Origin of the sequence: Streptomyces mesophilus, assembly GCF_040300965.1 — a bacterium.
GTDB classification, from domain to species: domain Bacteria; phylum Actinomycetota; class Actinomycetes; order Streptomycetales; family Streptomycetaceae; genus Streptomyces; species Streptomyces mesophilus_A.
In genome coordinates this window covers 1-21,517 of sequence record NZ_JBEPEW010000080.1, presented here as the reverse complement: position 1 = coordinate 21,517, position 21,517 = coordinate 1, and the positions used below count along the sequence as shown (strand labels likewise).

The 21,517-nt window shown below is 71.3% G+C and carries 19 protein-coding genes and 1 pseudogene; 11 read left to right on the top strand and 9 right to left on the bottom strand.

Features of this window, described 5'->3' with window-relative positions:
- Positions 1-106: 106 nt before the first annotated feature.
- Together ABT367_RS25305 and ABT367_RS25300 are read left to right on the top strand one after the other, a co-directional pair.
- On the top strand, positions 107-823 hold the full coding sequence (locus tag ABT367_RS25305) for a hypothetical protein (RefSeq protein ID WP_352255380.1): 717 nt from the start codon (positions 107-109) through the stop codon (positions 821-823).
- Between the two features lie 16 nt (positions 824-839).
- A pseudogene (locus ABT367_RS25300) lies at positions 840-1,532 on the top strand (IS110 family transposase); the annotation flags it as partial.
- A gap of 48 nt (positions 1,533-1,580) precedes the next feature.
- Here ABT367_RS25300 and ABT367_RS25295 read toward each other — a convergent pair.
- Both ABT367_RS25295 and ABT367_RS25290 read right to left on the bottom strand, forming a co-directional pair.
- A complete protein-coding gene (locus ABT367_RS25295; protein WP_352255379.1) occupies positions 1,581-2,018 on the bottom strand; it encodes a VOC family protein in 438 nt (145 codons plus the stop codon).
- A gap of 117 nt (positions 2,019-2,135) precedes the next feature.
- A complete protein-coding gene (locus ABT367_RS25290) occupies positions 2,136-2,708 on the bottom strand; it encodes a TIGR04222 domain-containing membrane protein (protein WP_352255378.1) in 573 nt (190 codons plus the stop codon).
- Between the two features lie 108 nt (positions 2,709-2,816).
- Here ABT367_RS25290 and ABT367_RS25285 point away from each other — a divergent pair, with 108 nt between their 5' ends.
- The 5 genes from ABT367_RS25285 to ABT367_RS25265 all read left to right on the top strand — a co-directional run bounded on the left by ABT367_RS25285 (position 2,817) and on the right by ABT367_RS25265 (position 9,258).
- Positions 2,817-4,028 carry a sensor histidine kinase gene (locus ABT367_RS25285; protein ID WP_352255377.1) on the top strand — a complete coding sequence of 404 codons (1,212 nt, stop codon included), beginning with the start codon at positions 2,817-2,819 and terminating at the stop codon, positions 4,026-4,028.
- Positions 4,025-4,741, top strand: coding sequence for a response regulator transcription factor (locus ABT367_RS25280; RefSeq protein WP_352255376.1), 717 nt, complete (start codon positions 4,025-4,027; stop codon positions 4,739-4,741). The genes ABT367_RS25285 and ABT367_RS25280 overlap by 4 nt, the downstream gene beginning before the upstream one ends.
- A 230-nt stretch (positions 4,742-4,971) precedes the next feature.
- Entirely contained in the window at positions 4,972-6,243 is a 1,272-nt protein-coding gene (locus tag ABT367_RS25275) for a cytochrome ubiquinol oxidase subunit I (RefSeq protein WP_352255375.1), read from the top strand.
- 18 nt (positions 6,244-6,261) lie between these two features.
- Complete coding sequence (locus tag ABT367_RS25270) at positions 6,262-7,035, top strand: cytochrome d ubiquinol oxidase subunit II (RefSeq protein ID WP_352255374.1); 774 nt, start codon at positions 6,262-6,264, stop codon at positions 7,033-7,035.
- A gap of 87 nt (positions 7,036-7,122) precedes the next feature.
- The gene (locus tag ABT367_RS25265; protein WP_352255373.1) at positions 7,123-9,258 is read left to right on the top strand and encodes an MMPL family transporter; all 2,136 of its coding nucleotides are present in this window, start codon (positions 7,123-7,125) and stop codon (positions 9,256-9,258) included.
- A 20-nt stretch (positions 9,259-9,278) separates the two neighbouring features.
- Here ABT367_RS25265 and ABT367_RS25260 read toward each other — a convergent pair whose 3' ends face one another.
- A complete protein-coding gene (locus tag ABT367_RS25260) occupies positions 9,279-10,559 on the bottom strand; it encodes an AI-2E family transporter (protein WP_434975530.1) in 1,281 nt (426 codons plus the stop codon).
- Between the two features lie 89 nt (positions 10,560-10,648).
- Complete coding sequence (locus tag ABT367_RS25255; protein WP_352255372.1) at positions 10,649-11,308, bottom strand: TetR/AcrR family transcriptional regulator; 660 nt, start codon at positions 11,306-11,308, stop codon at positions 10,649-10,651.
- A gap of 120 nt (positions 11,309-11,428) precedes the next feature.
- On the opposite strand from ABT367_RS25255, the gene ABT367_RS25250 reads away from it, so the two are divergent.
- Positions 11,429-11,752, top strand: coding sequence for a putative quinol monooxygenase (locus ABT367_RS25250; protein WP_352255371.1), 324 nt, complete (start codon positions 11,429-11,431; stop codon positions 11,750-11,752).
- A gap of 120 nt (positions 11,753-11,872) precedes the next feature.
- Here the strand turns inward: ABT367_RS25250 and ABT367_RS25245 are convergent, their stop codons facing one another.
- The gene (locus ABT367_RS25245) at positions 11,873-12,067 is read right to left on the bottom strand and encodes a DUF3046 domain-containing protein (RefSeq protein ID WP_352255370.1); all 195 of its coding nucleotides are present in this window, start codon (positions 12,065-12,067) and stop codon (positions 11,873-11,875) included.
- A gap of 80 nt (positions 12,068-12,147) precedes the next feature.
- On the opposite strand from ABT367_RS25245, the gene ABT367_RS25240 reads away from it, so the two are divergent.
- The gene (locus tag ABT367_RS25240) at positions 12,148-13,140 is read left to right on the top strand and encodes a hypothetical protein (RefSeq protein WP_352255369.1); all 993 of its coding nucleotides are present in this window, start codon (positions 12,148-12,150) and stop codon (positions 13,138-13,140) included.
- A 36-nt stretch (positions 13,141-13,176) separates the two neighbouring features.
- Here the strand turns inward: ABT367_RS25240 and ABT367_RS25235 are convergent, their stop codons facing one another.
- The 4 genes from ABT367_RS25235 to ABT367_RS25220 are packed head-to-tail and all read right to left on the bottom strand — an operon-like array spanning position 13,177 to position 15,623.
- Positions 13,177-13,653: a hypothetical protein gene (locus ABT367_RS25235; protein ID WP_352255394.1), complete on the bottom strand. Its 477-nt coding sequence runs from the start codon at positions 13,651-13,653 to the stop codon at positions 13,177-13,179.
- 4 nt (positions 13,654-13,657) lie between these two features.
- Positions 13,658-13,966 (bottom strand): AzlD domain-containing protein, encoded by a 309-nt coding sequence (locus ABT367_RS25230; protein ID WP_352255368.1) that lies wholly within the window; start codon positions 13,964-13,966, stop codon positions 13,658-13,660.
- Positions 13,963-14,733 carry an AzlC family ABC transporter permease gene (locus tag ABT367_RS25225; protein WP_434975529.1) on the bottom strand — a complete coding sequence of 257 codons (771 nt, stop codon included), beginning with the start codon at positions 14,731-14,733 and terminating at the stop codon, positions 13,963-13,965. Before ABT367_RS25225 ends, ABT367_RS25230 begins: the two co-directional genes overlap by 4 nt.
- Positions 14,673-15,623, bottom strand: a complete 951-nt coding sequence (locus ABT367_RS25220; RefSeq protein ID WP_352255367.1) for an AraC family transcriptional regulator — start codon at positions 15,621-15,623, stop codon at positions 14,673-14,675. Before ABT367_RS25220 ends, ABT367_RS25225 begins: the two co-directional genes overlap by 61 nt.
- A 169-nt stretch (positions 15,624-15,792) precedes the next feature.
- Between ABT367_RS25220 and ABT367_RS25215 the strand changes: the two genes are divergently transcribed.
- Together ABT367_RS25215 and ABT367_RS25210 are read left to right on the top strand one after the other, a co-directional pair.
- Entirely contained in the window at positions 15,793-20,439 is a 4,647-nt protein-coding gene (locus ABT367_RS25215; protein ID WP_352255366.1) for an ATP-dependent helicase, read from the top strand.
- Between the two features lie 311 nt (positions 20,440-20,750).
- A complete protein-coding gene (locus ABT367_RS25210) occupies positions 20,751-21,413 on the top strand; it encodes a DUF4097 family beta strand repeat-containing protein (protein WP_352255365.1) in 663 nt (220 codons plus the stop codon).
- The last annotated feature ends 104 nt before the right edge of the window (positions 21,414-21,517 follow it).

The following is a 21,517-nucleotide window of genomic DNA, read 5'->3' as shown; positions in this document are numbered from 1 at the left end:
CGAAGGCTGAGTGCGGGCCGTCGATGCCGTCGACGCTGGAGTGACCAGACGCTGCCACAGGAGGCGGTTCGACCGGAATTTACCCTTGGATCAAGGATCGACAAGTATGAGTGTCATGGAACCCTTCGCGCCGCTGAGCGTTCTCTCCCTCCACCCGGTTCTCCCTCATCCTCAGGCAATCAAGAACGGGGCAGGCATACGCCCGTTGATCGACGGCCGCGATGTGCTGGAGGAAACCCATCCGGGCGGCGATTCGAGCTGCTACCAGGAGAAGTGGTTCGGTGCGCCCGAGACATGGCCGCTGTGGGCTGCGGGCGAGCCTCGCCGCGTCGAGCTGTCGAACAACGACTGCGACACCGGTTGCTGCGGAGGAGTGTTCGTCACCATCCAGCGCCACGGTGATCTCGTCGAGTGGACGGACTGGGAGAACACCAGCGACAACCGGATCCCGGTCCCGCCCGAGATCCACTTCGACGCCGCACAGTACGACGCCGAACTGGCCCGGGCCGTGAACGACCACAGCTGGGAAGAACCGGTCGACGCCGCAGCGCGCCTGCTGGCCCACCAGATCGCCGGCTCCGACTGGTTCGAGCGGTGGAACTGCGAGCCGTTCACGTACGGCATCCGTGTCGCGCAGCGCGGTGAGGCTCCTGAAGTGATCATGTCCTTCGTGACCGGCGGGTTCGGTCCGGGCGGGGTAATGCGCTGGCATGTCATGCCGGTGTCGGCACAGAAGCCCGTCGAGGACCAGGTGCGACGCTTCATCGAACAGATCACGGCCACCGACCCCCGCGAGAGCGCAGAAGGGCCTGGCCCTCGGTGACGAGGTGACCTGAGGCATCGACCTGGCCGACGGCGGAGCCGCCCTGGCCATCGCGCTCCTGGTCAACCGCGACCAGCCGGTCCACTACATCTCCGGCCGGGCCATTCACCGCGCCTCCGAGAGCTACCGCGGCGAGGGCAAGACCGACGCGAAGGACACCGCCGTCATCGCCGACCAGATCCCCGTCCGCCGGGACCTGCACCCCTTATGCACCGGCGACGACACCGTCATCGATCTCAAGATCCTCACCGGCCGCCGCATGGACCTGGTCGCCGACCGCACCCGCAGGGCCCTGGACCTCACCGACACCGGCCCGCTCACCCTGTTGACCGGCTATCAGACCCCTGCGGCTATTCGCCGGATCGGCGTCAAGCGGCTGGAGACCTGGCTGCGCAACCGCCACGTCGTCCGCCTCGCCGGCTACGGCGGCGTCGCCCCCGTGCCCCGCGATTCCGGGAAGCTGAGCGGGAACCTGCGCCGCCCGCAGCGATACAACCGCCGCCTCCAACGCGTCTTCTACACCTCGGCGTTGTTCAGCATCCGCCACCGCGAGGAATCCCGGCACTTCTACGATCGCAAACGTGCCGAGGGCAAGCGTCATACCCAGGCCGTCCTGGCTCTCGCTCGCCGCCGCGTCAACGTCCTCTGGACCCTTCTGCGCGACGGACGGCGCTACGAGCCAGCTCCGCCGACAAGGACTGCCGCATAGGAAGGGACGCGACACGCTGCGCGCGGCCAGTTGGCCTGACCGACCCCGTCAGACCAGGCAGAACTCGTTACCTTCCGGGTCTGCCATCACCACGTGATCCGGCCTGCCCTGCAACTCGTACTCGCGGACCACGGTCGCGCCCGCAGTGGTCAACCGCTCCACCGCCTCGATCACGCGCGGCCAGCGCACCTCCCACGGGGTTTCACGGCCGCCACCAACTTGCACGTCGATATGCAGCCGGTTCTTCGCCACCTTCGGCTCCGGCACCTTCAGGAAGGACAAGGTGGGGCCCACGCCGTCCGGATCTGAGAGGTACGCCCCGTCATCCCACTCGTCCTCCGGAACCTCATGATGCGAGAACCACTCCTCCCAGCTCCCGAACCCTGCGGGCGCGGGCTTCTCCTCGTAGCCCAACGCCAGCGCCCAGAACGCGGCCAGTTTCCCCGGGTACGCACAGTCGATCGTCAAGCTCCACTTGGTCGCCATGAGCCCTCCCCAGTCGGATGAACGGACTGTACCGCGCACCTCCGACACCTCCTGTCCGCTACCTCAAGCCGCGGCTTGACGAACGGCATCAGGAATCGGTGGCACAGGACAGGGACCTCACTCGCCGTCTCCGCCGCTGTGACCACCACTGTGACCGCCGCCGGAGTGTGCGTCCGTATCCAGGCCGGGGCCGAAGCCGCCGTGACGGCGACCGCCGCCCGGCCGCTTTCGGCTCTGGCCCGCCGGGGGTGGCACGGCTCCTTCCCAGCGCGGGCTGCGGTGAGGGAAGACGTACTCCAGCATGCGCGGGTCGAGCCGGGCCTGTTGGAGATGTCGCCGGCCCGCAGGGGTCGTCTGACGCACCGCGCCCGCCACCAGCCCCCACACGGCCAGCCCGCGGCCGATCCTCTCCACCTCCGGGGAGCGTTGCAGGACGGCTCGTACGGTGTCGATGTCGGTCGGGTGCCTGCAGAAGGCGGCCATCGCGCGCTCGACCGGATGCAGAGGTTGCTTCCCCTCCACGGAATGGACCTGTGCGTTGCGCACCACGAGCAGCCCACGCTGGTTCAGCGTGGTGACCGCACTGTCCACCACATGCCTGGCCCCGCCCGCCAAGAACGCGACGTCGTACACGTCCAGAGGTCTCGTCTCGCCCGAGCCCCTGACGATCCACCGGAACACCCCCCGCATACCAGCCCCCCCGTCATGGCCTGCATCTGTCACCTGGCAGTGCAGCCTTCCCCATCCCTGCGAAGCCCACCGCCGGGCACCCCGCCACAGCGCGAATATCCTCGGACCATGGCACTCCCCCCGACCACCCCGCTCACCGAGCGCCTCTCGGAGCGCGGCAAGGACATCGCCGTGGTGCTCGCCGTCACCGTGGTGGTGGTCGGCGGAACGTTGTGGTCGATGCGCGGCAAGAGCGAGACGTTCGGGCAGGCGGCCCTCGGCTGGGCGCTGATCGCGGTCGGCTGCGGCGCGCTGTACTTCCGCCGTCGCTGGCCCGTCGCCGTCGCCCTGTTCACGCTGGCCGCCTGCGCCGTCTACTACCCGCTCAGCGTCTACGACGGCCCGCTCATGGTCGCCTTCGTGATCGCCCTGTACGCGGCCGCCGCCGAGGGCAGATTCGCGGCGGCGGTCGCGATCGGTGTCGGTGTGATGCTGATGGTCGTGTACGGGGAGACGCAGGGCAGCGGGCAGCGGCATGTCGACGACGCCCAGTTCATGATGCTCGCCGGCTGGCTCCTGAGCATCCTTGTCCTCGCCCGCGCCCAACGCACCCGCACCGCCTATCTCGAAGAGGTGCGCGCCCGCGCCCTCGCCGCCGAGCGCGAGCAGGAGGCGCGGGCACGGCAGAGCGCGACCGAGGAGCGGCTGCGGATCGCCCGCGAGGTGCATGACGTACTCGGGCACAGCATCTCCCTGATCAACGTGCAGTCCAGTGCCGCGCTGCACCGGCTGAGCAAGAAGCGCACCGCAGCCGATCCCGCCGTCGCGCTCGCCGGTGCCGAAGAGGCCCTGGAGGCCGTGAAGTCCACCAGCAAGGACGCCCTGCGCGAGCTGCGTTCCACGCTCGGCATGCTGCGCGAGGCGGGCGAGGCCGCCCCCACCGCGCCCGCATCCGGACTGGCCCTGCTGCCCGAACTCGCCGAGCGGGCAAGGAGCGCAGGACTCGACGTACGTATCGCCACGCAAGGCACCGCACGGGAGCTGCCGCCTCCCCTCGACCTGGCCGCGTACCGGATCGTGCAGGAGTCGCTGACCAATGTGACCCGTCACGCGCAGGCGACCGCGGCGACGATCACACTCGACTACGGTACGGACGACCTGCGGCTGCGCATCGAGGACGACGGCCTGGGCGCGCCCGACGGGATCGGCCGGGGCAGCGGGATCCGCGGGATGGCCGAGCGGGCCAAGGCCTTCGGCGGCGAACTGACCACCGAGAACACGGCGGACGGCTTCCGGGTCACGGCCCGGCTGCCGCTCAAGACGGCCCAGGGGGCGCGATGAACAGCGCGAGGAACACCGCACCGCACGGCGCGACGCAGACACCCGGCGCGATCCGCGTCCTGCTCGCCGACGACCAGACACTGGTGCGCGCGGGCTTCCGCTCGATGCTGGACGACGAGGACGACATCGAGGTGGTCGGCGAGGCCTCGGACGGCGAGCAGGCCTGCGCGCTCGCCCGCCAACTGCGCCCGGACGTCGTCCTCATGGACATCCGTATGCCCGTACTCGACGGCCTGGAGGCCACCGCGCGGATCACCGCCGACCCGGCGCTCGAGGGCGTACGCGTGGTGATTCTGACGACCTTCGACATGGACGACTACGTGTACGGCGCGCTGCGCGCGGGCGCATCGGGCTTCCTGGTCAAGGACACCGAACCGATGGAACTCCTGCACGGTGTACGGGTGGTGGCGCGCGGCGACGCCCTGATCGCGCCGGCCGTGACGCGGCGCCTGATCGCGGAGTTCGCGGGCCGCTCCAAGCAGCCCGACCCGAGCCCGCGGCTCAACGCGCTGACCGACCGCGAGCGCGAGGTGATGGGCCTGGTCGGCGCCGGGCTCTCCAACGACGAGATCGCGCAGCGCCTGGTCCTGTCCCCCGCGACGGCGAAGACCCATGTCAGCCGGATCATGACCAAGCTGGATGTACGGGACCGCGCCCAGCTGGTGATCCTGGCGTACGAGTCGGGGATGATCACGCCGGGGTGGCTGGCCTGAGGTTCGGGGGCTCCGTGGCTCCGTGGGCCGGACAGACCCCTCCCTCCCGGGGGCCGAGCCCTTCCAAGGCTATCGGCGCCCACTGACAACACCGACGCAACCGCGGTGGCAGGCGGCCGCCGACGCAACTTTGGTGGTACGCGACCGCCCCCGGCCACAACCCGGGATGTACGCCCACTGTCCACCGCCGGCCGACGCCCCGCCCCCAGCCGTACGCCGACGCTGAGGGCGTGAACCCGGAAACCCTCGATCTCGCCCGGCTGCAGTTCGCCCTCACGGCGGGCGGCCACTTCCTCTTCGTCGCGCTCACCCTGGGCCTCGCGACGGTGGTGGCCTGTCTGCAGACGGCCGCGACCCTCACCGAGAAGCCCCTCTACCCGCGCATGGTCCGCTTCTGGGGCCAGCTGTACGTGATCAACTACGCGGTCGGGATCGTCACCGGCCTGGTCATGGAGTTCCAGTTCGGTCTGAGCTGGAGCGGGCTGACGCATCAGGCGGGCGATGTCTTCGGCTCGTCGCTGGCGATGGAGACGGTGATCGCGTTCTTCGTCGAGTCCACGTTCCTCGGCCTGTGGATCTTCGGCTGGCACCGTTTCAACAAGTGGGTGCACCTGGCACTGATCTGGGGCGTCACGCTCACCGCCTACGCCTCGGCGTACTGGATCCTGGTCGCCAACGGCTTCCTCAACAACCCGGTCGGCCACCGCGAGGAGAACGGCCGCCTGGTCACCGAGAGCACCGTCGAGGTCTTCACCAACCCCAGCGCCCTGCTCTCCTTCGGGCACGTCCTGGGCGGCGCGCTGCTCACGGCCGGGTTCTTCATGGCGGGCGTCTCCGCGTACCACCTGTTCAAGCGCTCGGCCGAGTGGGAGTTCTTCGGCAAGAGCCTGCGGATCGGGGTGTTCCTCTCGCTGCCGGCCCTGTTCGTGACGGCCACCTTCGGCGGGCTGCAGTTCGTGGGGATGCAGCCGATGAAGGAGGCCGTGTTCAGCGCGAACACCGCCGAGATAGCCAAGTTGCAGGCCGAGATGGTGGAGCGGTTCGGACCCGGTGACTATGTGCCGTCCGAGGCGCTGACGCGTACGGCCGGAATCCTGATGCTGCTCGCGTTCGCGCTGATGATGTACCTCTGCCTCGCCGGCGTGGTCCTCGCCGCCTTCCGCAAGGTCGTCTTCCGCTTCCGGCTCTGGCACGTGGTCCTGATGGCCGCCGTACCGCTGCCGTATCTCGCGATGATCAGCGGCTGGGTGTTCCGCGAGGCGGGCCGCCAACCCTGGGTCGTGTACGGCCTGTTGAAGACCGAGGACGCCGTCTCGCCGGTTTCCCCGGGGTCGATGCGCCTGTCCCTGATCGTCTTCACCTCGCTCTTCGCGCTGCTCGCCGCCCTCAACTTCTGGCTGATCGTCCGCCACGCGCGCCTCGGCCCCGTCGACACCGACCTCGGCCGGGACGAACGCGAGGCCGACGACACCGCCGACGCCCTGACCCCCGCCCGCTACTAGGAGCCCTGGAGTCCCGCCATGGAATCTCTCGCCATCGCCCTGCTCGGCTTCTTCGCGGCCGGCTACTTCGTCCTCGGCGGCGCCGATATCGGCACCGGCATGCTCACCCCGTACCTGGGCCGCTCGGACCGCGAACGCCGCCTCGTCATCACCTCGTTCGCGCCCTTCTTCCTGGGCAACGAGGTGTGGCTGGTGGCCACCGCGGGCCTGCTCATCGGCTGCTTCCCGGAGCTCGAAGGGGAGCTTCTGAGCGGCCAGTTCGCGGTGGTCGTCCCGCTGCTCACCGGTTGGATCGTGCGCGACATGGGCCTGTGGCTGCGCGGCCGCGCGGGCGGCCGCGGCTGGCGTCTCGCCTGCGATACGGCGGTGACGGGCGGCAGTTGGACCGTGGCCCTCGCCTGGGGCTGGCTGCTCGCCGGTCTGTTCAGCGGCTCGCTGCACGCGCCCGCGAGCGGGCCGGTCGCGCTCATCACCGCCGTGGCGGTCGCCGCGCTCTTCGCCGTGCACGGGCTCGGCTTCGCGGTCCTCCGGCTGACCGGCGATCCGTACGCCCGCGCGCGGGTCCTGGTCGGGCGCGCCACCCGCCCCTGGCAGTCGTTCACACTGACCGCCGCCCTGATGGCGGCGCTGCCCCTGCTCGCCGGGCTCGGTCTGCCGCTCACCGCGTCGGCCGGCTCGTCCGTGGACGCGCTCGTGCCCGCGCTGCTCGTGGTGACGCCGCTGCTCGTCGCCGTACAGGCGTGGATGTGGCATACGTTCCGCGCCCGCGTGACGCGCCCGTCGTACCTCTGACCTCGTACCTCTGACTTCTGACTTCTGACTTCTGACTTCTGCGCCCGCCGACCTCTTCCTTTTCCGTCCTACGTATCGGAGTAGCCGATGTCCACCGACCAACTCACCAGGCCCACGGCCCGGTCGAGCATCTTCGAGCGGCTCGCCGCCTTCTCGCACCGCCACCGATGGCGGGCGCTGACCCTCTGGGTCGTCCTCGTCGCGGGGATCACGGGAGTGTCCTCGGCCGTGGGCAGCGCGTACCACAACGACTTCTCGCTGCCCGGCACCGATTCGCAGGCCGCGCAGAGCGTCCTGGAGAAGCACGGCGCCGCGCAGGCCGACGCCTCGGTGCAGATCGTGGTCGAGGACGCGCAGGACATACGGGACACGGGGGTACGCGACCGTGTCGAGGACGTCCTAGGCAAGGTCGAGGGCCTGCCCAGCGTGACCGGTGTGATCAGTCCGTACGAGGAGAAGTCGGCGATCTCGCGCGACGGCACCGTCGGCTACGCGACCGTCACCCTCGACGGAGCCGCCGAAAACGTACCGAAGGAACATGTCCGCGCGATCATCGACGCCGCCAAGTCCCTTGACGGGGAAGGGCTCCAGGCCGCGGTCGGCGGGGACGCGGCGCGTGGCGCCGAGGAGGCCGGGGGCGGTGCGGCCGAGGGCGCGGGGATCCTCGGCGCCCTGGTGATCCTGGTCTTCCTGTTCGGATCTCTCGTCGCGGCGAGTCTGCCGGTGGTGACCGCGCTGTTCGCGGTGGGCTCGTCGATCGGCCTGATCGCCCTTGCCTCGCACGTCGCGAACGTCGCCGACTTCACGCCGCCGATCATGATGCTGGTCGGCCTCGGTGTCGGGATCGACTACGCGCTGCTGATCTTCTCCCGCTACCGCTCCGAACTCCTGCGCGGCGCCGAACCCGAGCAGGCCACACGCTCCGCCCTGGACGCCGCGGGCCGGACCGTGTTCTTCGCGGGCTGCACCGTGATCATCGCGCTGATGGGCCTGGTCGCGCTCGGCCTCGGCTCGCTGCAGGGTGTGGCGCTCGCGGTCGCCCTCACCGTCCTGGTGACGATGGCGGCCTCGCTGACGCTGCTGCCCGCGCTGCTCGGGGTGTTCGGACGCCGTATCCAGAGTCAGGTGACCAAGCGAGCCGCGAAGACCCGGCGGGTCGACGGCGCCGGCTGGCGGCGCTGGGCGAGCGGTGTGCAGCGCCGGCCGTGGGTCGCGCTCCTCGTCTCCGTGGTCGCGCTCGGCGCGCTCGCGGCGCCGGCCGCCGGTATGCGCCTGGGCTTCGCGGATGCCGGCAACGACGCCACGTCGACCTCCAGCCGTCAGGCGTACGACCTGCTCGCCGACGGCTTCGGACCGGGCTTCAACGGGCCGCTGTTCGTGGTCGCCGAAGGCACCGCCGACGTCGGGCCGGTCCGTGCCGCACTCGCGGACACCCCCGGCGTCGCCGCCGTCAGCGGCCCCATCCCGTCGAAGGACGGCGAGGTCGGCACGCTGATGGTCTTCCCCGACTCCGCGCCCCAGGCCGAGGCGACCTCACAGCTCGTGGACCGGCTGCGCGGCGACGTACTGCCGCCGCTGGCGGACGAGACGGGGGCGCGGCTCCTGGTGGGCGGCGCGACCGCGGCGACCGAGGATTTCGCGGCCACGGTGTCGGACCGGATGCCGCTCTTCGTCGCGATCGTGGTCGGGCTCTCCGCGCTGCTGCTCCTGATCGTCTTCCGCAGCGTTCTGATCCCGGTCAAGGCCGCGCTGCTCAACCTGGTCAGCATCGGTGCCGCGCTCGGCGCGATCACGCTGGTCTTCCAGCACGGCTGGTTCGGAGTCGAGCCCGGCCCGATCGAGGCCTTCATCCCGGTGATGATCTTCGCGATCGTCTTCGGTCTGTCGATGGACTACGAGGTCTTCCTGCTCTCCCGTATCCACGAGGAGTGGGAGCGTACGAAGGATCCGCAGGCGGCCGTACGGGAAGGGCTCGCGGCGACCGGCAAGGTGATCACGGCGGCCGCGGCCATCATGATCGTCGTCTTCGCCGCGTTCATGCTGAGCCCCGACCGGATGCTGCAGCAGTTCGGACTCGGGCTCGCGGTGGCGATCCTGCTCGACGCCGTCGTGATCCGCTGCCTGATCGTGCCTGCCGTGATGCAGCTCCTGGGCAAGCGGGCGTGGTGGCTGCCGGCGTGGCTGCGCAGGGTGCTGCCGCGGGTGGAGCTGGAGCGGCACTGAGTTCTCCCGACGGGGGCAGCTCAGGCCCGGTCGTCGGACTTCCCGGCGGCCGGGCCCTGCTCGCCCTGGGTGTCCGCTGCGGCCTCGTCCACGGGCGCCCCCGTCGGCTCACCCCGCAGCGCCTTGCGCAGCCGGGCGAGCGGCGGTCCGCCACGGCGCCGGTGGCCGTGCACGCGCGGGTCGTCGGTCACGTCGTACCGCTTCACGTACGCGCCGAGGAAGGCCTGCATCGTCGCGACCGCGGGGATCGCGATCAGCGCACCGACCGCGCCGAGCAGCGCGGTGCCCGCGACCACCGAGCCGAAAGCGACCGCCGGGTGGATGTCCACGGTCTTGGCGGTGAGCTTGGGCTGCAGCAGATAGTTCTCGAACTGCTGGTAGACGACCACGAAGATCAGCACCCACAGCGCGTACCAGGGGTCCACGGTGAATGCGATCAGCATCGGCAGGGCGCCGGCCAGATACGTACCGATGGTGGGGATGAACTGCGAGATCACGCCGACCCAGACGGCGAGCGCGGGCGCGTAGGGCACGTCGAGGAAGACGAGCAGGATGTAGTGCGCGACGCCGGAGATCAGCGCCATCAGACCGCGCGAGTAGAGGTAGCCGCCGGTCTTGTCGACGGCGATCTCCCAGGCGCGGAGCACCTCGGCCTGCTTGGCCGGCGGCAGCACCGAGCACAGGGCGCGGCGCAGCCGGGGCCCGTCGGCGGCGAAGTAGAACGAGAACAGCAGGATCGTCAGGATCCGGAACAGCCCGCCGAGCACCTGCGCGGACACGTCGAGGACACCGGTCGCGCTGTTCTGCACGTACTTCTGCAGCCAGTCCGAATGCACGAGGCTGTCCTGGATCTCGACCCGCGACAGCTCGGTGTGGAAGGTCGCGTTGATCCAGCTGATCACCGAGTCGAGGTACTTCGGGAAGTCCTCGACCATGTCGACGATCTGGCCGGCGAGCATCGAGCCGAGCAGCGTGATGAAGCCGGCGCCCGCGACGATCACGCCGAGGAAGACGATTCCGGTGGCCGCGCCGCGACGCATTCCGTGGTGTGCCATCCAGCTCACCGCGGGCTCGACGGCGAGCGCGAGGAAGAACGCGATCAGGATGTTGATCAGCAGCCCGGTGAGCTGGTGGAAGGCCCAACTGCCCAGCTGGAAGCAGGCGAACAGGGCGAGGGCGAGCACCATCGCACGCGGCAGCCACCGCGGCATGCGCTGCTCCCGCCCCGACGGCACCTCGGGCGGCACGGTCGTGGGCGGTCCGGAATTCTGCGCTGCTGCGGTGTGTTCGGTGGCTGCCACGGGGTCAGTCTCGCCTAAGTGCACCCGGTTCGTACGGACGGACGGCTGACGCCCACGTCACATTCGGCCCCTGCATGGCCTGCACTTCCTCAGGGCCTGCCCTTGAGGGCTGCGATGCCGGCCAGGACGAGGTCGACCCCCGCGCGGAGTTGCTCACGGTCGTCGTGCTCGGTCAGGCGGGCCGCCACCGGGCTCCGTTCCCCGGCCCGCTGCTCCACCGCCGCGCGCAGGAGGGCGGACGGGTCGGCACCGCCTGCCAGGGCGCGGGCGGCCGCCGCGTACTGTGCCGCGACGCCGAGGACGTAGTGCACGAGCACCGAGGCCGCGTCGAACTGGGTGCGCTCGGCCACACCGTCCGCGTCGAGCCGCTCGGCGACCGCGTCGAACAGGTCGAGCAGGGGCACCTGCCACGGCTCGCGGGCCAACTGCGCGCCGACCCACGGGTGCGCGTCGATGGCGTCGAAGATGCCGAGTATCAGGGCCCGGATCGCATCGGCGGGTGCGGCGTCGTGCTCGCTCTTGTGCGTCGTGGACGCGATCACTTGGCCGGTGGCGGCACGCAGCACGTCGTCCTTGTTCGCCACGTGGTGGTACAGCGCACCGGAGCCGGTCGAAAGCCGGCGCGCGAGGGCCCGGAAGGTGAGGGCGCCCTCCCCCTCGGAGTCGAGGATCTCGATCGCGGTGGCCACGATCAGGTCCTTGGACAGGGCGTCGGATCGCCGTGCCGCGCGCTGCTTCGCCGGTGTCATAGGCCTCATTTTGACATGAGTGGAACGGCGATCCACACTTATGGAACAGCGTTCCATCCAGGTGTTGACGACGCCACCGACGCCGACGCCGACGCCGACGCCCCAGCGAAGGGAAAACCCATGAAGCTGCAGGACCAGCCCGCCTACCTGATCAAGATGCGCGCCAAGCCGGGACAGGGCGACAGGCTCTTCGAGCTGGCCACCATCGGCATGGAGAAGTCGGGGTCCTCGGACCGCTACATCATCGTCCGCGAGGACGAGGACCCCGATGTGCTGTGGAACGTCGAGGTGTTCCGGTCCGTCGAGGCGAAGGACGCCTACGAGAACAGCCCGCTGGCGGACGAGCTCCGCGACGAGATCATCGGGCTTCTGGCGGAGCCGCCGATGCGCATCCCGGTGCACCCGTACTCGGCGGCACCCGCACTCGCAACCGACCAGGCCTGACCTTCGGGAGAGTTGCCAGGCGCCCCTCGCTGTACGCACCGGCCGCCCCGCAGCTGTACGTACCGACCGCCCCGCAGCTGTACGCACCGACCGCCCGTCAGCTTTACGCGCCGGTGGGCGTCACCGCGACTCGGCCGGTACCCCCATCGCCGAGCACACGCCCCGCCACACGTCCTTGGCCTCCCAGCCCGCGTCCAGCGCCTGCTGCACCGTGCGCCCTCCGAGCTCGGACATCACATGATCGCGCGCGAACGTCTCGGCGTACCCCGCACCGAAGTGCTCCGCCATCCGCTCCCAGAAGACCGTCAACCGCATGACTCCAGTATCCAGCCCGTGAGGGTGGGCCTTGCCCCGAAGGCCTTGCGGGGAGCGCTTTCCGGCCTACCGTGCCGTGCATGGCCGAATCCGTAGCCCCGGGGCAGTCCCCGGGCTCCGCCTTCGCGGGGCAGTCCCCCGCGGAGCGTTCCCCAGCAGAACCGTCACAGCACCGCTCGGTGCTCGCCCGCGCCGAGCAGTTCATCTGGCTCACGGCCCGCGTCCTCGAACAGCGCCGCTTCGCCTACCACTTCCTGGGCGCCGCCGCCGAGCCGGTCGAGGCCGCCCTAGCCGCCTACCGCACCGACGACGACGGCTACGGCCACGCCCTCGAGCCCGATCTGCGCGGCCCTGTGAGCCAGCCCCTGCACACCGCCCACGCGCTGCGCGTCCTCGACGCGATCGGGCGCTGCGGCGGTCAGCGCGTCGAGCGGGTGTGCCGCTATCTCTCCGAGGTCTCGACCCCGGAGGGCGCGCTGCCGGCGATCCATCCGAGCCAACGCGGCTATCCGTACGCCCCGTTCGTGCCCGTCATCGACAACCCGCCGAGCGATCTGCTCGCCACCGGGCCGGTGGTCGGCCTGCTGCACCGCAACCAGGTGTGGCACGCGTGGCTGTTCCGCGCGACCGACTACTGCTGGGCCGCGGTCGAAGCGCTGGACAAGTCGCATCCGTACGAGATCCACGCGGCCGTCGCGTTCCTGGACGGCGCTCCCGACCGCTCGCGCGCCCAGGCCGCCGCGGACCGTCTGGGCCGGCTCGTACGCGAACAGCGCCTCGCCGTCCTCGACCCGCGCCGTCGCGAGTCCTATCCGGTGGCCGCCGGGTACGCGCCCGGCGAGCACCACTACCCGCACGACTACGCGCGCGTCCCGGCCTCACTGGCCCGCTCCTGGTTCACCGACGAGGAGATGCAGCTCTCGCTCGACCACCTCGCCGGCGAACAGGAGGAGGACGGCGGCTGGCCGGTGCACTGGAAACAGTGGGCACCGGGCACGGCCCTGGAGTGGCGCCCGATCGTCACGATCGAGGCCCTGCGCACGCTGCGGGCGCATGGGCGGACGCTGGACTGAGCTGGGGCCGGTGCGCGTCCGAACGCGGCGCCGGACCTACCGGAGCGGCCCGCGCTCGTCGATGAACAGGGTGGGCCGGGACAGGAAGACCTCGGCCTCCACCGGGCCGTAGGCGATGTTGAACGTGTCCGTCCAGTACGTCCAGCCCCGGATGCCCAGCGCGCTGCTGAAACGGTAGTTGAGCTGCCAGCGCACCCACTGCCCCGGGCCGAGCCGCACGGCCGGCGGCCGGCGGCGTCGGGGCGGCAGCGCGTGCAGAGGATGCACCCGGGGGAACACCCTGAGCCGGCCGCCGACTTCACGGAGCTGCACGGCGACCTCGCTCAGGGCCTCACGGCTGCCGGAGGGCTCGAAGCCGTCACGCTCATGCATACGGATCACATGCGCGCGGGACGCCGCGTCGTCGTCGGGCAGGGCGAAGCCGACGGGGGCTGCGTTCCTGCGCGCCGCCGCCTCGCCGCCCCTGGACTCCTTGGTCCACGTCGTCCGGATCCACTGGATCGTGACCTCCACCGGCTCAGCCGCCAAGCGCCCGCACCCCCGCAGTCACCACCACCGCGGCACCGATGATCAGCAGAAACGGCGCGCGCAGCACGAAGGCCACCGCCGCCGCCAGCAGGCCCGCCGCCTTGGCGTCCAGGATGAGTGCCTGGCCGTCGGCGAAGGTCTGCTGCGCGGTGAGCGCGGCGAGCAGTGCCACAGGAAGCAGCGCCGCCATCCGTTTGACCAGCGGCTTCTCCAGTACGCCCACGGGGACGAGCAGTCCGAGCAGCTTGACGGCGTAGCAGCCGACCGCGGTCACCGCGATCGCGATCCAGATGTTCAACGGTCGGTTCCTTCCCGGGAGTTCGCGTCGGCGGGCGCCCTGCGGCCCTGCACGAAGAGGACGAGGGGTGCCGCGAGGGCCGCCACGAGCACGGGCACGCCGTTCGGCAGTACGGGCACGAGGCCGAGCATCAGGACCACGGCGAGGGCCGCGACGACCCGCTCGGTCGTCGAGCGCAGCATGGGCGCGAGCAGGGCGAGGAAGGTCGCGGGACCGGCGGCGTCCAGACCCCAGGCGGCGGTGTCCCCGATGGCCTCCGCGCCGAGCGCGCCGAGCAGCGTGGTGAGGTTCCACAGCACGTACAGGGTGAGCCCGGTGACCACGAAGCCGATCCGGCGCGTCCGCCGCGTGGGCTGCGCCAGCGTCACGGCGGTCGTCTCGTCGATCACCCACTGCGCCGCGAACGGCCTTACCCAGCGCGGAAGTTGCAGCAGCTGCGAAAGCCGCAGCCCGTAGAACGCATTGCGTACGCCGAGGAAGAACGCGCCCGCCGCGGCCGTCACCGGGTTGCCGCCGCCCGCGAGGGCGCCGACCAGCGCGAACTGCGAGGCGCCGGTGAACACGAGCAGGCTGAGCGCGCAGGTCTGCAGGAGGCTGAGCCCATTGCTCGCGGAGGTGACGCCGAAGGCGAAGCCGGAGAGCCCGACGGCGAAGCCGACGCCGAGCGCGTCGCGTACGACGGCGGAGTCGGACTTGCCGGGAGCCGTCAGCGGATCCGGTGCTGTTCCTTCGGCACGTATAGGTGCGGGTGTCTGTTGTTCTGCCACGCGTCCGAAGGTACGTGGAGGCTTTCGCTCCGGTCTTGTACGTTCTTGCGGGCCGGCCCCGCTCCTGGACTCCCGCGCCCTCGCTGGTACGCCCCCGGCGGCACTCCCACGATCCGGCTGAAGTGCCGGTTGAGGTGCGGCTGGTCGGTGAACCCGACGGCCACGGCGGCCTCGGCGGGCGCCGTACCCGCGTCGAGGAGCTCGCGGGCCCGGCGTACCCGCGCATTGGTGAGCCAGCTGTGCGGCGGCATCCCGTACTGCTGCTTGAAGGCCCGCAGCAGCGCGAAGGGGCTGGTTCCCAGCTCGGCGGCCAGCGCCTCCAAAGTGGGCGGCTCGGCCATCCGCTCCTCGAGCACGGCCCGGGCCCGCGCCGCGTTGCGCGTCCCCGCCGACCGCCGGCCGCGGGCCGGCAGCGCGCTCCCGTACCGCCGCAGCATCCGCGCGACAAGCACCTTCAGGACCGTGTCCGCGGCGAGCGCATTGCCCTCCTCGGCGGCGCGGTGCACCTCCCGTATGAGATGCGCGCCTTCCGCATCGGGCACGTCCACCTCGGCGAATCCGGGGGTGCCGCGCAAGCCGGTGGTCTCCTCGGCGACCTTCGCGACGACCTCGACGGACGGATAGAGCGTCGAGTACGCCCACCCCTCGGGCACTCCGGCCCGTGCGGAATGGGGCACTTCCGGGTTGATCAGAATGACGTTCCCGGGTGCGCAGTGCACGGTGGAGCCGTCGGGCATGAACAGGTCCTCGACCCCACCGCTGACGGCCGCGACCACATACCCCTCGTGAGTGTGCCGGGAGAAGGTGTGCCGCACATAGCGGGCCTGGAGCAGATCGACCCCCGGCAGCTCCTCGTGCTGCCAGTACCGCGCCCATTCCCCTGTCGCCATGGCTCAAGTCTCACATTCCAGCCGCTCAGCCGTGGGGGGCAGGCGCCGCCCACCGCCCACGAACCCCTGCCAGACGCCACCCGCCCACGAACCCCGGCCAGACCCCACCCGACACCGCCCCCACCCGCACCGAACCCCGACTGTCAGTCCCGAGGTGCACCATGGCCTCATGACCCGGAGCGCCCTCGACACGTTCTCCCCCGCGACCCGCAGCTGGTTCCAGGGGGCCTTCGACGCGCCCACCTCCGCCCAGGAGGGCGCGTGGGGAGCCATCGGCGAGGGCTCCGACGTGCTCGTCGTCGCCCCCACCGGTTCCGGCAAGACCCTCGCCGCCTTTCTCTCCGCCCTCGACCAGCTCGCCAGCACCCCACCTCCCGCGGACACGAAGAAGCGCTGCCGGGTCCTGTACGTCTCGCCGCTCAAGGCACTCGCCGTCGACGTGGAGCGCAATCTGCGCAGCCCGCTGACCGGCATCCGCCAGGAGTCCGTCCGCCTGGGCCTGCCGGAGCCGGAGATCAAGGTGGGCATCCGTTCCGGCGACACCCCGGCCGCCGAGCGCCGCGCGCTGAGCACCCGTCCGCCGGACATCCTGATCACCACGCCCGAGTCCCTGTTCCTGATGCTGACCTCGGCCACCCGCGAGGCCCTGACCGGCATCGAGACGATCATCCTCGACGAGGTGCACGCGGTCGCCGGCACCAAGCGCGGCGCCCATCTCGCGCTCTCCTTGGAGCGGCTGGACGAGCTGCTGCCGCGCCCGGCCCGCCGCATCGGACTCTCCGCGACGGTACGGCCGGTCGACGAGGTGGCCCGCTATCTCTCGCCGCAGCGCCGCGTCGAGATCGTCCAGCCGCCCTCGGGCAAGGAGTTCGACCTCAGCGTCGTCGTCCCGGTCGAGGACATGGGAGAGCTGGGCGGCTCCCCGGCCGCCGACGCGGGCAGCGGCCAGGCGGACCGCCCCTCGATCTGGCCGCACGTGGAGGAGAAGATCGCCGATCTCGTCCAGGCCCACCGCTCCACGATCGTCTTCGCCAACTCCCGCCGCCTCGCCGAGCGCCTGTGCAACCGGCTCAACGAGATCGCGTACGAGAGGGCCACCGGCGAGACCCTCCCCGAGGAGCACTCCCCGGCCGAGCTCATGGGCGGTTCCGGCGCGGCGGCCGGGGCCGCGCCGATCCTCGCCCGCGCCCACCACGGCTCCGTATCGAAGGAACAACGGGCGCTCGTGGAAGAGGACTTGAAGGCGGGCCGCCTGCCCGCGGTCGTCGCCACCTCCTCCCTGGAGCTCGGCATCGACATGGGCGCGGTCGACCTGGTGGTCCAGGTCGAGTCCCCGCCCTCGGTGGCCTCCGGACTCCAGCGTGTCGGCCGCGCGGGCCACCAGGTCGGTGCGGTGTCGACCGGTGTGGTCTTCCCGAAGTACCGGGGCGACCTCGTCCAGGCCGCCGTGGTCACCGAACGGATGCGGACGGGCGGCATCGAGTCCCTCCGCGTCCCGGCCAACCCCCTGGACGTACTGGCCCAACAGCTCGTCGCCATGGTCGCGTTGGACACCTGGCAGGTGGACGACCTTCTTTCCGTCGTCCGCCGCGCGGCCCCGTTCGCCTCGCTCCCCGAATCCGCCTTCACCGCGGTCCTCGACATGCTCGCGGGCCGCTACCCCTCGGACGCCTTCGCCGAGCTGCGCCCCCGCGTGGTCTGGGACCGCGTGGCCGGCACGATCACCGGCCGGCCGGGCGCCCAGCGTCTGGCCGTGACCTCCGGCGGCACCATCCCCGACCGGGGCCTCTTCGGCGTCTTCCTCGCCGGCTCCGACCCGAAGAAGGGCGGCGGCCGGGTCGGCGAGCTCGACGAGGAGATGGTCTACGAGTCCCGGGTCGGCGATGTCTTCACGCTCGGCACCAGCTCCTGGCGTATCGAGGACATCACCCGCGACCGCGTCCTGGTCTCCCCCGCCCCGGGAGTCCCGGGCCGCCTGCCGTTCTGGAAGGGCGACCAGCTGGGCCGCCCACTCGAACTCGGCCGCGCGGTGGGCGCGTTCCTGCGCGAGGTCGGCGGCCTGAGCGCGGACGACGCCCGCGCCCGCCTCTCCGCCGCCGGACTCGACCAGTGGGCGGCGAGCAATGTCCTCGCCTACCTCGACGAACAGCGCAAGGCCTGCGGCCACATCCCCGACGACCGCACCATCGTCGTCGAGCGCTTCCGCGACGAGCTCGGCGACTGGCGGGTGGTCGTGCACTCGCCGTTCGGCGCACAGGTGCACGCCCCCTGGGCGCTGGCCCTCGGCGCCAAGCTCACCGAGAAGTACGGCATGGACGCCCAGGTCATGCACGCCGACGACGGCATCGTGCTGCGCCTGCCCGACGCCGACCTGATGGGCATGGACCTGCTCGACCAGGAGCCGATGCAGCTCGGCACGGAGTTCGACTCCGAGCAGGCCCCGGTCGGCGCGGCCGATGTCTCCTTCGACAAGGGCGAGGTCAACCAGCTGGTGACGGACCAGGTCGGCGGCTCGGCCCTGTTCGCCTCCCGCTTCCGCGAGTGCGCGGCCCGCGCGCTGCTCCTGCCGCGCCGCAATCCCGGCCGCCGTACGCCCTTGTGGCAGCAGCGTCAGCGGGCGGCCCAACTCCTGGAAGTCGCCAGCGAGTTCGGTTCGTTCCCGATCGTCCTCGAAGCCGTACGCGAGTGCCTCCAGGACGTCTTCGACGTACCCGGCCTCACCGAGCTGATGGGCGATATCGAATCCCGCCGCGTCCGCCTGGTCGAGGTCACCACCCCCGAGCCCTCCCCCTTCGCCCGCTCCCTGCTCTTCGGATACGTGGCGCAGTTCCTGTACGAGGGCGACTCGCCCCTGGCCGAGCGGCGCGCGGCAGCCCTGTCCCTCGACTCCCGCCTCCTCGCCGAGCTCCTGGGCCAGGCGGAGCTGCGCGAGCTCCTGGACGCCGACGTACTCGCCGAACTGGAGCAGGAGCTGCAGTGGCGCACGGAGGACCGACGGGTCAAGGACGCGGAGGGCGTGGCCGATCTGCTCCGCCTGCTCGGACCGCTGACCACCGATGAGCTCACCGAGCGGGGGGCCGACCCCGCCTGGGCGCAGGAGCTGACGGCCGCCCGCCGCGCGATCCGGGTCCGTATCGCCGGAGCCGACCACTGGGCGGCGGTCGAGGACGCGGGCCGGCTGCGCGACGCCCTCGGCACAGCCCTTCCCGTGGGCGTACCGGAGGCCTTCACCGAACCGGTCAAGGACCCGCTCGGCGACCTCCTCGCCCGCTTCGCCCGCACCCATGGGCCCTTCACCTCGGCGACGGCGGCCGCGCGTTTCGGTCTGGGCATCGCGGTCACGGAAGGTGCGCTGCACCGCCTCGCCGCCAACGGCCGTGTCGTACAAGGCGAGTTCCACCCCGCGGGCATCGGCCAGGAGTGGTGCGACGCCACGGTCCTGCGGCGGCTGCGCCGCCGTTCCCTGGCAGCACTGCGCCAGGAGCTCGAGCCGGTCCCGCCCGCGGCACTCGCCGACTTCCTGCCCCAGTGGCAGCACCTCGGCAGCGGCCACGGCCTACGGGGAGTGGACGGCCTCGTCCGCGCGATCGAACAGCTGCAAGGCGCCTCGGTACCGGCCTCGGCCCTGGAGAAGCTCGTTCTGCCCTCGCGCGTCCAGGGCTACCACCCGGCCCTGCTCGACGAACTCACCACCACCGGCGAGGTGGTGTGGGCCGGCGCGGGCGCCCTGCCCGGCAAGGACGGCTGGATCTCCCTCTACCTCGCGGACGCGGCCCCACTGCTCCTGCCGGACCCGCACCCCATGGAGCTCACCGCGCTCCAGGAGTCGGTCCTGACGTCCCTGTCGGGCGGCTACGGTCTGTTCTTCCGCCAGATCGCCGACCAGGTACGCGCCACCACGCACCCCGACGCGACGGACCCCCAACTGGCCGACGCCCTCTGGGAACTGGCCTGGTCGGGCCGCCTCACCAATGACACGCTCGCCCCGCTGCGCGCCCTGCTCGGCTCGGGCCGCACCGCGGGCTCCACCGCGCACCGTGCCAAACGCCCGGTCCCGCGCGGCCGTTACGGAGCGCTGAACGGCGGCGCCCGGCCCGTGTCCCGCACCGGCCCGCCCACGGTGGCCGGCCGCTGGTCCCTGATCCCGGCCCGCGAACCCGACCCGACGGTCCGCGCCCACGCACTGGCCCGCACCCTCCTCGACCGCCATGGCGTGGTCACGCGCGGAGCAGTCGCCGCGGAGGGAGTGGAGGGCGGCTTCTCCGCCGTCTACCGGATCCTGTCGGCCTTCGAGGACAGCGGACAGGCCCGCCGGGGTTACGTGGTGGAGGGTCTGGGCGCCGCGCAGTTCGCCATGGACGGTGCGGTGGACCGCCTGCGCGCCGCGGCGACCGCCCGCGAACGCGGCGGCGAGGACGCCACCGGAAAAGCGGTGGTCCTCGCGGCGGCGGATCCCGCCAACGCCTACGGTGCGGCGCTGAGCTGGCCCGAGCCGCCGACCGGAGCCGGCCACAAACCGGGCCGCAAGGCCGGCTCCCTGGTCGTCCTCGTGGACGGCGAGCTGACGCTCTACATGGAACGCGGCGGCAAGACCCTGCTGGCCTGGCCCTCCAACCCGGAGGAGGCGCCGGCACCCGACGACCCGCGCCTGCTCGCCGCCGCGGAGGCCCTGGCCTCGGCGGCGGCCGCGGGGACGCTGGGCACGGTCACGGTGGAACGCATCAACGGCGCTTCGTCGTTGACGTCCCCCCTGGGCCGTCTCCTGGAGGACGCGGGGTTCGTGGCGACCCCGCGGGGACTGCGCCTGAGGGCCTGACGGGCCGGGGATCCCGGAGAGCCTCACGCGCGATCCGGCCTCCGTCCCGCCGCCCCGCCGTCGCGCCGCGTTGCCGCGTTGCCGCGTTGCCGCGTTGCCGCGGCCATGAATTCACGTTCGCGTAAGGCCATTGCAATGGCCCCTTCGCCACACGTTGCGTTCAGTCCGGACTCATTGCAACAATTTCTCAACTCCCACCTGTACTAACAGGAGTTGGACTCAAAAAGCTCATTGCCGCGGCCCCGAACGCAACGTAGCGTTTCGGCCGTCAGAAACCATTGAGCAGCCGAGCGAGCCAACGGGAGAGCCTGATGAACAAGTTCGACACCCCCGCCCCGATCTCCGCCGTACTGGACATCCCCGCGGGCCGCATCCAGTTCATAGCCGCCGACCGCACCGACACCGCGGTCGAAGTGCTGCCGGCGAACGCCTCCAGCAGCCGCGACACCAAGGCCGCCGAGCAGGTCTCGGTCGCTTACGCGGACGGGGTCCTGACCATCTCCGCGGAGGCGAACCGTGTCCTGGGCAGCCCCGGAGCGGTCGAGGTGACCGTCCAGCTGCCCGCCGGCTCCCGTATCGACGCGAAGGCCGCCAGTTCGGAGCTGCGGGGCGTGGGCCGCCTCGGCGACGTCACCTTCGAAGGCGCACACGGCACGGTCAAGCTCGACGAGACCGAGGGCGCCCGCATCACGCTCCAGGCCGGCGACATCACGGTCGGCCGCCTCGGCGGTCCGGCGGGGATCAGCACCCAGAAGGGCAACATCGAGATCGCGGAAGCGGTACGCGGCAGCTTCGAACTCCGCACCGAGCACGGCGACATCACCCTCACGGCCGCTCAGGACGCCTCCGCGACCCTGGACGCGGGCACGGGCTACGGCCGGGTCAACAACGCCCTCAAGAACACGGGCGGCACCCCGGACCTGACCGTCCAGGCCACGACCTCGTACGGGAACATCACCGCACGCAGCCTGTGAGACGCCAGTAGCCGGACGGGACGGGCCGGGCGTCACCCCCCCGCCCGCCGACGGGACGGGCCGGAGTGTCGCCCCCGCCCGCCAACGAGACGTGCCGGGGCGTC